The 11,934-nt window shown below is 37.1% G+C and carries 12 protein-coding genes; 4 read left to right on the forward strand and 8 right to left on the reverse strand.

Annotation, left to right across the window (positions count from 1 at the left end):
- Positions 1 to 93 precede the first annotated feature (93 nt).
- Positions 94 to 294: a hypothetical protein gene (locus EHW90_RS09315; protein WP_124952479.1), complete on the reverse strand. Its 201-nt coding sequence runs from the start codon at positions 292 to 294 to the stop codon at positions 94 to 96.
- Between the two features lie 150 nt (positions 295 to 444).
- Here EHW90_RS09315 and ychF point away from each other — a divergent pair, with 150 nt between their 5' ends.
- From ychF to EHW90_RS09335, 4 genes are read left to right on the forward strand one after another with little or no spacing between them, the layout of a single operon-like run.
- Positions 445 to 1,542, forward strand: coding sequence for a redox-regulated ATPase YchF (ychF, locus tag EHW90_RS09320; protein WP_009446855.1), 1,098 nt, complete (start codon positions 445 to 447; stop codon positions 1,540 to 1,542).
- A gap of 24 nt (positions 1,543 to 1,566) precedes the next feature.
- Positions 1,567 to 2,049, forward strand: coding sequence for a methyltransferase family protein (locus tag EHW90_RS09325; protein ID WP_124952480.1), 483 nt, complete (start codon positions 1,567 to 1,569; stop codon positions 2,047 to 2,049).
- A 42-nt stretch (positions 2,050 to 2,091) separates the two neighbouring features.
- Positions 2,092 to 2,559 carry a hypothetical protein gene (locus tag EHW90_RS09330; protein ID WP_207667040.1) on the forward strand — a complete coding sequence of 156 codons (468 nt, stop codon included), beginning with the start codon at positions 2,092 to 2,094 and terminating at the stop codon, positions 2,557 to 2,559.
- A gap of 18 nt (positions 2,560 to 2,577) precedes the next feature.
- Positions 2,578 to 2,982, forward strand: coding sequence for a hypothetical protein (locus tag EHW90_RS09335; RefSeq protein ID WP_124952482.1), 405 nt, complete (start codon positions 2,578 to 2,580; stop codon positions 2,980 to 2,982).
- Between the two features lie 55 nt (positions 2,983 to 3,037).
- Here EHW90_RS09335 and leuS read toward each other — a convergent pair whose 3' ends face one another.
- From leuS to EHW90_RS09370, 7 genes are all read right to left on the reverse strand, one after another.
- Positions 3,038 to 5,452 (reverse strand): leucine--tRNA ligase, encoded by a 2,415-nt coding sequence (gene leuS / locus EHW90_RS09340; protein ID WP_124952483.1) that lies wholly within the window; start codon positions 5,450 to 5,452, stop codon positions 3,038 to 3,040.
- 89 nt (positions 5,453 to 5,541) lie between these two features.
- On the reverse strand, positions 5,542 to 6,930 hold the full coding sequence (locus EHW90_RS09345) for a glycine--tRNA ligase (RefSeq protein WP_124952484.1): 1,389 nt from the start codon (positions 6,928 to 6,930) through the stop codon (positions 5,542 to 5,544).
- Between the two features lie 11 nt (positions 6,931 to 6,941).
- The gene (locus EHW90_RS09350; protein WP_207667041.1) at positions 6,942 to 7,502 is read right to left on the reverse strand and encodes a putative periplasmic lipoprotein; all 561 of its coding nucleotides are present in this window, start codon (positions 7,500 to 7,502) and stop codon (positions 6,942 to 6,944) included.
- Positions 7,503 to 7,794: 292 nt separating this feature from the next.
- On the reverse strand, positions 7,795 to 8,895 hold the full coding sequence (locus EHW90_RS09355) for a hypothetical protein (RefSeq protein ID WP_124952486.1): 1,101 nt from the start codon (positions 8,893 to 8,895) through the stop codon (positions 7,795 to 7,797).
- A 24-nt stretch (positions 8,896 to 8,919) separates the two neighbouring features.
- Positions 8,920 to 9,984, reverse strand: coding sequence for a hypothetical protein (locus tag EHW90_RS09360; RefSeq protein WP_124952487.1), 1,065 nt, complete (start codon positions 9,982 to 9,984; stop codon positions 8,920 to 8,922).
- Between the two features lie 237 nt (positions 9,985 to 10,221).
- A complete protein-coding gene (gene ribH / locus EHW90_RS09365) occupies positions 10,222 to 10,695 on the reverse strand; it encodes a 6,7-dimethyl-8-ribityllumazine synthase (RefSeq protein ID WP_009446865.1) in 474 nt (157 codons plus the stop codon).
- Positions 10,696 to 10,713: 18 nt separating this feature from the next.
- Positions 10,714 to 11,931 carry a bifunctional 3,4-dihydroxy-2-butanone-4-phosphate synthase/GTP cyclohydrolase II gene (locus tag EHW90_RS09370; RefSeq protein ID WP_124952488.1) on the reverse strand — a complete coding sequence of 406 codons (1,218 nt, stop codon included), beginning with the start codon at positions 11,929 to 11,931 and terminating at the stop codon, positions 10,714 to 10,716.
- Positions 11,932 to 11,934 lie beyond the last annotated feature (3 nt).

Consider the following 11,934-nt stretch of genomic DNA (forward strand, 5'->3'; position numbering starts at 1 on the left):
AACTTTACACATACCGTCATAAAACTGTCGCAATTCTATAAAATTTTTCTCTTCTGCATATCTGATAATCATAGAAATCTATCCCTCCAACTTCTAATTTGTACCATCCATTTCAAAATAAGCTTTTACATACTCAAGTAGTATTTCATCCGAATAATCGCCCCCGGTAGAATATGCTATATTCATTATTTCTAATGTAGATTCATCTAAATTCTTGTCATTATTTGTAAATTCTGAAACTATTTTTTTTATATTTTCAAAATCATCTTCATTTGCTCCATACGGCAATTTCATCCGGTCATCCTTTCTGCAAAAGCTACCTGCTTTACACTTTTAAATTATACACCTATATGTTAAAATATAACAGGTTAACTTGGAGATTTATTCAGGTTTTATTGTGAATATACTTATTCAAAGCAAAAATATTTTAAAGAAGGTTTTTATATGAAACTAGGAATTGTTGGCTTGCCGAATGTAGGCAAGAGTACATTATTTAACTCATTGACAAAGGCAGGTGCTACTGCCGCAAACTATCCTTTTGCTACCATTGACCCTAATGTAGGTGTTGTAGCGGTACCGGATGACAGATTAAAAGAACTTGGCAAATTATATAATACAAAGAAAGTTACACCTGCACTTATAGACTTCGTAGATATCGCAGGTCTTGTAAAAGGTGCCAGCAAAGGTGAAGGTCTTGGAAACCAGTTTTTATCAAATATTCGTGAATGTGATGCCATCATCCATGTGGTAAGATGTTTTGATGATTCAAATATCATCCATGTAGAAGGAAGTGTTGATCCTATCAGAGATATCGAAACTATCAACTTAGAGCTTATATTCTCCGATATTGAGATTTTGGAGCGAAGAATTGCAAAGACTAAAAAAGCTGCTATGAATGACAAAGCCTTAAAGCATGAGCTTGATATCCTTTTGGAACTCAAGGATATACTTGAAAATGACAATATGGCAAGCAGCTACACATCTTCCGATGAAGAGGACTTAGCATTCGTAAAGTCACTAGGACTTATCACATATATGCCTGTTATCTTTGCCGCAAATGTAGCTGAGGATGACCTTGCTGATGACGGTGCTTCAAATGAGTATGTAGCTAAGGTAAAAGAATATGCCGCAAAATCAAACGCAAAGGTATTTGTTGTATGTGCAGCCATTGAAGAAGAAATTTCACAGCTTGATGATGAGGAAAAAGCTGAATATCTTGATGCTCTTGGAATCTCCGTATCAGGTCTTGATAAGCTTATTGCAGCCAGCTATGATCTGCTTGGACTTTTAAGCTATCTTACAGCCGGTGAGGATGAGTGCAGAGCCTGGACAATAAAGAAAGGCACAAAGGCTCCTGGAGCGGCAGGAAAGATTCACTCAGACTTTGAGCGTGGATTTATCAAAGCTGAGGTTATCAACTATCAGGATCTTCTTGATTGTGGCTCTACATCTGCTGCCAAGGAAAAAGGCTTGGTACGTATAGAAGGTAAAGAATATGTAGTACAGGACGGAGATGTAATACTCTTTAGATTTAATGTGTAAAAAGTTTATATAAAGGGGGTTTATATGAAAAAGAATACATTACCTGTTTTTGGTGTCGGTCCTATTTATGCCGTCAGTTGTTTTCTTCTAACCGCCTTCGGGCTTTTCTTAAAAAAGAATGGATTTCTAAATGGCGGAGACCTTCCGGGCTTAAAGTCTGTAGCGATGATTATAGGCTTTCTGCTTATTTTTATCGGAGTCGCATTGTGGATATATGCTGTAATCATTCAAAGAATCAGTAGAGAGATAAGCAGTGGGAATCTGGTAACAACCGGAATATATTCTATTGTCAGAAACCCTATATATCTTGCATTTTTATGTGTGTGTACCGGTATTCTGGTAACAGCACATAATGTGTACTTGCTTATATTTCCGGTAGTTTTTTATATATTCTTAACTGTACTGATGAAGCAGACTGAAGAAAAGTGGTTGCTTGATAAATTCGGATCGGAATATATAGAGTATTGTAAACATGTTAACAGGGTTATACCTTGGTTTAAACATTAATATATTTATGCCATCACCTGTGATGGCGGAATGGAGATTATTATGGCGTTAATGGATTTATTTAAAAAGGCTTTTATGGGAGCAACTGACGAGGAAAATCGTAAGAACAAAGCCAGAATGAGAGAAATATTTAACAGCAGTGTTGCAAACGGTGATGATTACAAGCTTATTTATTGCCATATGGAAAACTGTACCAATGCTGTTATAGTTAAGGTTACAAGACATAGTAACTTTATTGTAGGGTACAAGGAATGCGAAGTTGTAGTTATTCCTGTAAATGCCGAACTTACAGAGTATGGAGATGCAATGGTATTTAATAAAGCAAATGAAAGCTTTACTAAGACATCTCTAGGCTTTTGTTTTGTAGGAAATTCTGAAGTTTCTCTGCAATTTGTTCCTATGACATATGAACCGGGTATAACTGCCGGTGCAAGACATTCAGTTTCAATCACTCAATCATCTGCAGAAGTGGCCGAGTTTAAAAATTTCTTTAAAAAGGGATTACAGTAATTTGTAAATGTAAGAATTATGAATAAAGAAGATATAATCATCGCACTAAAAGAAGCGGTAATACCAGATGAAGAGTATTATATTGATAATGAAATAATAGATGCAATGCTTGAGTATCCCGACCCGTTCCAATTTGTGAAACCTATCTTGGATATAATATCACAAAACCCGAGTGTCGACTTCGGATCTCCCGGAGAATTGGTCCACTTTGTAGAAAAGTTTTATAAAAAGGGCTATGAAGAAGCACTTATTGAATCGGTAAAGAAAAATCCTACATTTCATAATATATGGATGATTCATCGTTGCTACAATGATGCAAACTGTGCTTTCCATAATGACTTTTTATCACTGATAAATGAGATTAAAGAAAACCCTTCTACATCTGCTGATATTATAAAGGCAATTGAAATGTTTAATTGGTAATTATTTAATAAAAAATCTTGGAGCCGGCAAACGCCGATTCCAAGATTTTTTTGTTTTATCCAACCACTATATTTATAATCTTCTTCGGAACATAAATTTCTTTTCTTATTGTTCCCTCAAGCTTTCCGGCTTCTGATAAAGCTTTCTTACCTGCCTCTATAGCATCTTCCTTGCTTACATTGGCATCAAGCTCAATAACAAGCTTTGTCTTTCCGTTTATCTGAACAGGAACCTCTATTGTATCCACTTCCTTATGGCTCTCATCAAATGTAGGCCACTCTGCATGGAATACCGAGCCGCTTTCTCCAAGCTCTTCCCAAAGCTCCTCACCTATATGAGGTGCAAACGGTGCCAGCAATATGGTAAATGCCTTTAATGTTTCCTTATCCACACCGTTCTTTTTACTAAGCTCATTAAGCTTATTATTGTACTCCATAAAGCCTGCAATAACTGTATTTAAGCTGAATGCATTAAATCTTTGCTCAATATCCGAGATAAGATTTGCGCGAACTCTTAAGAGCTCTCTGTCAGCCTCTACATTCTTATCCTTATTGTCCATTACAAGCTTATAGAACTTATTTAAAAATCTTGAAACGCCCTCAATACCTCTGTCATCCCAGTCGGCATCAAGCTCAGGCGGTCCTACGAAAAGCTCATACATTCTGAGAGCATCACAGCCGTAGTCACGAACAAGATCATCAGGTGAAACTACATTTCCCTTACTCTTACTCATCTTCTGTCCGTCACTGCCGTTTATCATACCCTGATTGAAAAGCTTTGTGAAAGGCTCATCAAAGTCAACTACACCAATATCATGTAAGAACTTTGTATAGAATCTTGAATAAAGCAAATGAAGTACGGCATGCTCAACACCGCCGATATACATATCTACAGGGAGGTATTTATCCGCCATCTCCTTACTTACAAGTTCCTTATCATTGTGAGGATCCACATATCTTAAGAAATACCAGCTTGAACCTGCCCACTGCGGCATAGTGTTTGTCTCACGCTTTGCAGGTCCGCCACATACAGGACATGTTGTATTTACCCACTCGTCAATAGCCGCAAGCGGTGACTCACCTGTTCCGGTAGGCTGGTAGCTCTCTACCTTAGGAAGCTCAAGAGGGAGCTGATCCTCAGGTACAGGTACGTTTCCGCAACATGGACAATGTACTATAGGAATAGGCTCACCCCAGTAACGCTGTCTTGAAAATACCCAGTCACGAAGCTTGTAGTTGGTAGTCTTCTTACCATATCCCTTCTCCTCAATCATCTGCGGAGCTTCAAGCTTTAACTTGGCACTTTCCATACCGTTCCAGTCACCTGAATTTATCATTGTACCTACAGCATCTGTGTAGGCTTCTGTCATATTTTCAATTTCTTCACCGTCTTTTGTGATAACCTGAACTATAGGAAGGCCGAACTTCTTTGCAAAATCAAAGTCTCTGTCATCATGTGCAGGTACACACATAATAGCTCCTGTACCGTAGTCGGCCAAAACATAGTCTGAAAGCCAGATAGGTGTCTTCGCTCCGTTTAGCGGATTGATTGCATAAGAACCTGTAAATACACCTGTCTTTTCCTTTGACTGCATTCTGTCGACATTTGACTTCATAGAGCTGTCAAAGATATACTTCTCAACAGCCTCTCTTTGATCATCGGTAGCAAGCTTCTTTGCAAGCTCATGCTCAGGTGAAAGTACCATAAAGGTAGCACCGTAGAGAGTATCGGGTCTTGTAGTGTAAACAACTATATTGTCATCGCTTCCGTCCACCTTGAAGTTTACCTCGGCACCGTAGCTCTTTCCTATCCAGTCCGACTGCATCTTTTTAACCTTCTCAGGCCAGTCAAGCTTGTCAAGGTCATTAAGAAGTCTGTCCGCATACTTTGTAATTCTAAGCATCCACTGACGAAGGTTTTTCTTGGTAACAGGAGTTCCGCATCTCTCACATTTTCCGTCTACCACCTCTTCGTTTGCAAGACCTGTCTTACATGAAGGACACCAGTTTATCGGGAATTCCTTCTCATATGCAAGGCCTTTTTTGAACATCTGAACAAATATCCACTGTGTCCACTTATAGAACTTAGGATCTGTAGTATTTACCTCTCTGTCCCAATCGTATATTGCGGCAATCTCATTTATCTGTCTTTTGATATTGGCTACATTCTCGGCTGTAGACTTTGCAGGATGAACTCCCATCTTTATAGCGTAGTTCTCTGCAGGAAGTCCGAATGCATCCCAACCCATAGGATGGATTACATAATGTCCCTTTAATACCTGATATCTGCTCCATACATCCGATATTACATATCCTCTCCAATGTCCTACATGAAGTCCCGAACCTGAAGGGTATGGGAACATATCCAAGCAATAGTACTTAGGCTTCTTTCCGTCATCTACATTTATAGGATGCTCTTCCCATCTTTTCTTCCATTTTTTCTCTATTGCACTATGATTATACTGTGCCATAATCTATTCCTTTCGCTACCTGTTTAAAGTTGATTAGAGCTTCCCTCCACAAATGTGAAGTTAAAGCTCTACTCAAAATAAGTTAAATTTTAAAATCTGAATTTGTCCTCAAAATAAGCCTTAAGCTCTGAGATAGGTACTCTTACCTGCTCCATACTGTCTCTGTCTCTTACAGTTACAGCATTGTCATTCTCGGAATCAAAGTCGTAAGTGATGCAGAACGGTGTACCGATCTCATCCTGTCTACGATATCTCTTACCGATATTTCCTCTGTCGTCAAACTCTACATTGTAGTACTTTGACAACTCTTCAGAAATCTTAAGAGCGCCCTCATTAAGCTTCTTTGAAAGAGGTAAAATACCGATCTTAACAGGAGCAAGTGCCGGATGGAAATGAAGAACGGTTCTGGTATCCCCACCCTCCAGTGTCTCCTCGTCATATGCCGCACAGAGGAATGCTAAAGTTACTCTGTCCGCTCCAAGTGAAGGCTCTATAACATATGGAATATATCTTTCACTTGTCTCATCGTCAAAGTATGAAAGATCCTGTCCTGAAACTTCCTGATGACGATTAAGGTCATAATCCGTTCTGTCCGCGATTCCCCAAAGCTCACCCCAGCCGAACGGGAATAAAAACTCTATATCCGTTGTAGCATTTGAATAGAAACTGAGCTCTTCCTTATCATGGTCTCTGAGTCTCATCTGCTCCTCTTTGATACCTAGCGCTATAAGCCAGTCTCTACAAAAACCTCTCCAGTAGTCAAACCACTCAAGGTCCGTACCCGGCTTACAGAAGAACTCAAGCTCCATCTGCTCAAACTCTCTTGTTCTGAATGTGAAGTTACCCGGTGTAATCTCGTTTCTGAATGACTTACCTATCTGTCCTATACCGAAAGGAACTTTCTTTCTTGAAGTTCTTTGTACATTCTTAAAGTTTACAAAGATACCCTGTGCTGTCTCAGGTCTTAAATAAACCACATTTTTGGCATCCTCTGTTACACCCTGGAAAGTCTTAAACATAAGGTTGAACTGACGGATATCTGTAAAGTTGTGCTTACCGCAGGTCGGACAAGCTATTTCGTGCTCGTCAATATACTTTTTCATCTCGTCATTTGACCATGCGTCCACACTTCCTTCTATAGTAATGCCGTTTTCCTGCATATAATCTTCTATTATCTTGTCTGCTCTGAATCTTTCATGACATTCCTTACAGTCCATCAAAGGATCCGAGAAGCTTCCCAAATGTCCTGAAGCAATCCATGTCTGCGGATTCATCAAGATAGCACAATCCACACCTACATTGTATGGTGATTCTTTTATAAACTTCTGCCACCAAGCCGCCTTAACATTATTCTTTAATTCAACACCTAAGTTACCATAGTCCCAGGTATTTGCAAGACCTCCGTATATCTCTGAACCCGGATATACAAATCCTCTTGATTTTGCCAGTGCTATGATTTTTTCCATGCTATATTCCATGAATATCTCCTTTATTTAAAAATGATATAATTAAAGCCATCTACCTTGGCAGTATTATCGTTAAATTCTATGTTGTTTGATACATATGTGATTTTACCGTCTGTATACACATCAGCCTTGCCGTCTATTACAGCAATATAATTGCCTTTGATTCCGTCAGGTATCTCTATTGAATCCATCTTTGATACATCAATATCGCTAAGCTTGTATACCTCTACAGAATTCAAATCAAAGCTGTTATCTTGAGTAAACTTTGCAAATTCCTGCATACACTCAAATGAAGTATATGAGAATACCACCTTTGCAATATCATTCTTTATCCCGGCTTCTTCCAGTTTTACCTGATTTGCGGAATTAAGCTTGTTAAAATCCTCCACTTCCGCATTTGCAAAATCTTTAAGTTCTTCACTTTTTGCCTTAGTATCTATCTTTTGCACCAAAGCCGACTTTAATGTACCGTCTTTAGATATAAATATAGAACTTTCATCAGGATTATATGAATATGCTTTTTTACCACCACAGCCGGATAAAAATAATATCATCATTATAGCTATCAGATATCCCTTTTTCATGAGTACTCCTCTTCTATATAATTTCATATGCCCCAAATCGAAGCAATGTAACAAGTAAAACTACATCAAAAGATATAAACCTGTCCCGGGCTTTTACATTAAGACATCAAAAATAAGTATGCCACAAATGACTGCCATTTTCAAGGTAGGAGAGATTTTTTATTATATTTTGTACGATATAAAAAAGCTCCGAATCAAATGCAATCGGAGCTTTTTATAATTAGTTGTTTATGGCCATATACAACAAGCCATATAATAAATACTGATAAAAAATGTTTTTCATACTATCATATTACTTAACTACCGGTGATGCATATTTACCGGGATCCTTAGCGGGTTTACAGTATTCTCTCCATTCATCAAAGCTATGAATATCATGCTCTTTTCCGTCTACTGAATTTTCAGCATTTATTTTAACTCCTTCAAAAGACACTTCTCTACCCTCAGGCAGTATAATTGACATTATTTCCTCTTCACTTGGATTACCTGTAAGTATTATATCCACAGCCATATTTGCCCTTACTTTATCTTCATTATTTTTCTTTATTTCATCATATAGTATCTTAAGTACAGGGAACATAGTGAACAGCTTTGTATTATTTTCCGTAATGTTTTCTATGTCAGTAAAATGTATCTGCCTACACCCTTCAAAAAAGCTTAATGTTCTTACTGAATTTGTATCAAAATCCGACCACAGCACCCTACCCATATTTTGTTTCATAAACTTACTAAATTGTGATGTGTATATTAAGTTTATTCTGTTTTCATCTTCCAAATCATCTATGATATCCTCATACTCTTTTTCAAACAGCTCTCCTGTCTCCACATCAATATATATCATCCTTTTTGTATTATTGTTCTTATCTTCATTTGACGACACTATATCTTCCGCTCCGAATACAAGGCAGGGCTTATTCTCATACATTCTTGTTGTAAACATAGTATAATCGGTAGGCATTATATTCATATTCTTTTCTTTTAAAATTTCAAGAACATCTATTTCATTTTTTAATTGCTTACCTCCTATACCATAAACCTTTACGTCAAAATTTTCTATATTTCTTTCTAAATATGTTTTATCTGTATTGACATCCCTCATTCTGTTTGAATGTACTGTCATATTCACTTCCACGGCATATTTTAAAGGTATATATAGCATATATCTTATTACAGGGTCTTCACTTTCTTTCATATCATTATCCTGTATCGCACAGAGGGCATTTCCGTCTTCACTAATCCAAATCCTTTGCAGATTATTTTTTATTCCCCATGTCAATGTGTAACCGTCATCTACAATCTTATGGGTTGTATTTTCATCCGCCTTTTTATCTTTACTACTACATCCGATGCAAAACATTATACAAAATACAAATAATAAAACAGCTCTCTTCATCCTTCTACTCCTCTGCCAATATATTTACCTGTTATCAGGTATAGGCTTATATCTCGACCTTTCCATCTCCTCGGGCTCAATATACTTTTTAAAGTCATCAAGGTTATTAATCTTATGCGGTAATCCGTCTACCGAATGCCTGCCGTCTACTACCACTCCGTCAAACGATATATCCTCCCCATTCTCAAAAAACATATCCGCTAATTCCTTATCGCTTATACTGTCAGGTAACATAAAGGTCACTCTGGCCTTCTCTCCTTCAGATATAAGTTTATCAAGGTTCTCCCTTAATTTTGGAAATAATTCATATAGTTTTTTATTATCTTTTGGAATTCTACCTATATCATATATATACACATCCATGAAACCTTCCCAATCTGAGAATGAACTAACAGTAATATATGAATAAAGTGAATTTTGCTTTAAAAGTATCTCATTAAAAATATCCCGTTTACTAACAACCGCTATCTTTTCACTTTTTTTACATCTGTCCCAAACATCTATTATCCAATCTTCAAAATATGTTTCATCTTCAATATTTATAAATACAGCTTTTCCCCTATCTTCATATCCATTTTCTATATCTTTACTTATTTTTTCAGACCACACCATAATGTACGGTTTCTCGTAATATTCTAATGCCATTGCTTTATATGGTTTGTCAGGCTTTATATTATCATCATTATCAAAGATACTTTTCACATCTATTGTTTTGAGCTTTTCCCCTGTTTTAATATCATATATATCAACATTAAATTTATCAAGCTCTGTAGTTTTCAAATTAAATCCCAAAGGATTTCCGTTTTCATCCCAAAAAGTATCCAAATATCTTCCCTGGAGGTCATTATCTGTAGCATATTTATTGGGGATTATATCATCATCCTCACCTCCCCATTCCATATTATCACCTACTCCATTATATAAATACATTACATATAATGCATCGTTATCCTCATTAATTTCACTTGCATAATAGCCGGTTTTATATGTAAGATCATATCCTCCTCTCTCAACCTTATCTGCTTTTTTAGTGCAAGCACATAAACACAGGCAAAGTAATATGCCTATAAAAATTTTATTTTTTCTCATTTATTTACCCCTCTACCGCCTTTTATCCATCATTATAAGCTTCTTAATAAAATTTGCTATTAGCTTTATAGTAAATATATCAAATATTAACAATAGAATCAATATATATTATTTATTCTTAGTTATATACTTACAAATTATTATGATTTATCTACAAAAACAATATTTTATGAAAGTCAGTACGTATGCCACAAATGACTGCCATTTTCAAGGTAGGAGATATTTTTTATTAACTATTTAAAGCTGCTTTATAAGATTTACCATCTCTATTGCAGACAATGCACAATCATATCCTTTGTTTCCTGCCTTACTGCCTGCACGTGCAATCGCCTGCTCTATATTCTCTGTGGTGATAATTCCGAATAATACCGGAACTCCTGTTGCAAGTTCAACCTGTGCGATTCCTTTAGCAGATTCATTGCATACCAAATCATAGTGAGAAGTATCCCCACGAATAACTGCGCCTACACAAATGATTGCATCATACTTTTTTGAAACAGCCATTTTTTGTGCCGTTATAGGGATCTCAAAAGCGCCCGGTACCCATGCCGCCGTGATATTTTCTTCTTTGACTCCATGCCTTATAAGACCGTCAACTGCCCCTCCTAAAAGCTTATTCACAATAATCTCATTGAATCTTGCCGCTACGATACCTACTCTCATTCCCTCAGGTGCTACCAGTTTTCCTTCTAATAAATTGATGTTTTTCATTTTTTCTCCTTAATAATCTTATAAATTAATTTCTTTAAAAATATGTCCCATTTTTTCCTGTTTTGTCTTCATATATTTTATATCGTACTTCTGAGGCTTGATCTCAAGCGGAACTCTTTCCTTGATTTTGATTCCGAATCCTCTAAGTCCGTATACTTTCTCAGGGTTGTTAGTCAAAAGTCTCAAAGACTTTACACCAAGATCTGATAGGATTTGAGCTCCTACCCAGTATTCTCTAAGATCCGGGGCAAATCCAAGCTTTACATTTGCCTCTACGGTATCATAACCCTGTTCTTGAAGCGCATATGCTTTTATTTTATTTATCAGGCCAATGCCTCTGCCTTCCTGTCTCATATAAAGGATAATACCTCTGCCCTCAGATTCCACACGCTTCATAGCTGTCTGAAGTTGCAAGCCGCAGTCACATCTTAGAGAACCGAATGCATCTCCTGTCAAACACTCGGAGTGTACCCTGCAAAGCACATCTTCTCCGTCTCCTATATCACCTTTTACCAATGCAATATGATGTTCTCCAGTAATGTCATTTATATATCCGTGCATTTTAAAATCGCCATACTGAGTCGGAAGGTCGGCAACCGCCTCTTCTTTTACATGTTTTTCATGTATTCTTATATAATCCTGTAAATCTTTGATTGTGATAAATGTAAGATTATGTTTTTTTGCCATCTCCCAAAGTTCCGGCGTACGCATCATATTTCCGTCTTCCTTCATTATCTCACAACATACACCGCATTCTTTCAAACCGGCAAGTCTCATAAGATCCGTTGTAGCTTCAGTATGACCGTTGCGAACCAAAACTCCCCCTCTTCTTGCAATAAGCGGAAATACATGTCCCGGTCTTCTAAAATCTGTCGGTTTTGAGTTCTCATCCACACATTTCATAATAGTAAAGGCTCGCTCCGTTGCCGAAATACCTGTAGTTGTATCTATATGATCAATCGCAACCGTAAATGCAGTACTGTGATTGTCGGTATTTTCGGCAACCATTGGAGGAAAGTTGAGTTTTTCGGCGATTTCTTCACTCATTGGTGTACATATAAGTCCCTTTGCATAGGTCGCCATAAAGTTAATATTTTTTTGTGTGGCAAATTCCGCCGCGCAAATCATATCGCCCTCATTCTCTCTGTCTGGGTCATCCGTAACCAGAATGATTTTTCCTTCTCGCAAATCTTTAAGCGCCTCTTCAACCGTATTGTAGTTATTATTTTGTTCCATAGT

The sequence above is a fragment of the Lachnoanaerobaculum orale genome, from assembly GCF_003862485.1.
Taxonomy (GTDB): domain Bacteria; phylum Bacillota; class Clostridia; order Lachnospirales; family Lachnospiraceae; genus Lachnoanaerobaculum; species Lachnoanaerobaculum orale.

Excerpts from the sequence above, each read along its gene's own strand:
- EHW90_RS09315 (WP_124952479.1), bottom strand. The coding sequence starts at position 294 with ATGAAATTGCCGTATGGAGCAAATGAAGATGATTTTGAAAATATAAAA.
- ychF (WP_009446855.1), top strand. The coding sequence starts at position 445 with ATGAAACTAGGAATTGTTGGCTTGCCGAATGTAGGCAAGAGTACATTA.
- EHW90_RS09325 (WP_124952480.1), top strand. The coding sequence starts at position 1,567 with ATGAAAAAGAATACATTACCTGTTTTTGGTGTCGGTCCTATTTATGCC.
- EHW90_RS09330 (WP_207667040.1), top strand. The coding sequence starts at position 2,092 with ATGGCGTTAATGGATTTATTTAAAAAGGCTTTTATGGGAGCAACTGAC.
- EHW90_RS09335 (WP_124952482.1), top strand. The coding sequence starts at position 2,578 with ATGAATAAAGAAGATATAATCATCGCACTAAAAGAAGCGGTAATACCA.
- leuS (WP_124952483.1), bottom strand. The coding sequence starts at position 5,452 with ATGGCACAGTATAATCATAGTGCAATAGAGAAAAAATGGAAGAAAAGA.
- EHW90_RS09345 (WP_124952484.1), bottom strand. The coding sequence starts at position 6,930 with ATGGAATATAGCATGGAAAAAATCATAGCACTGGCAAAATCAAGAGGA.
- EHW90_RS09350 (WP_207667041.1), bottom strand. The coding sequence starts at position 7,502 with ATGAAAAAGGGATATCTGATAGCTATAATGATGATATTATTTTTATCC.
- EHW90_RS09355 (WP_124952486.1), bottom strand. The coding sequence starts at position 8,895 with ATGAAGAGAGCTGTTTTATTATTTGTATTTTGTATAATGTTTTGCATC.
- EHW90_RS09360 (WP_124952487.1), bottom strand. The coding sequence starts at position 9,984 with ATGAGAAAAAATAAAATTTTTATAGGCATATTACTTTGCCTGTGTTTA.
- ribH (WP_009446865.1), bottom strand. The coding sequence starts at position 10,695 with ATGAAAAACATCAATTTATTAGAAGGAAAACTGGTAGCACCTGAGGGA.
- EHW90_RS09370 (WP_124952488.1), bottom strand. The coding sequence starts at position 11,931 with ATGGAACAAAATAATAACTACAATACGGTTGAAGAGGCGCTTAAAGAT.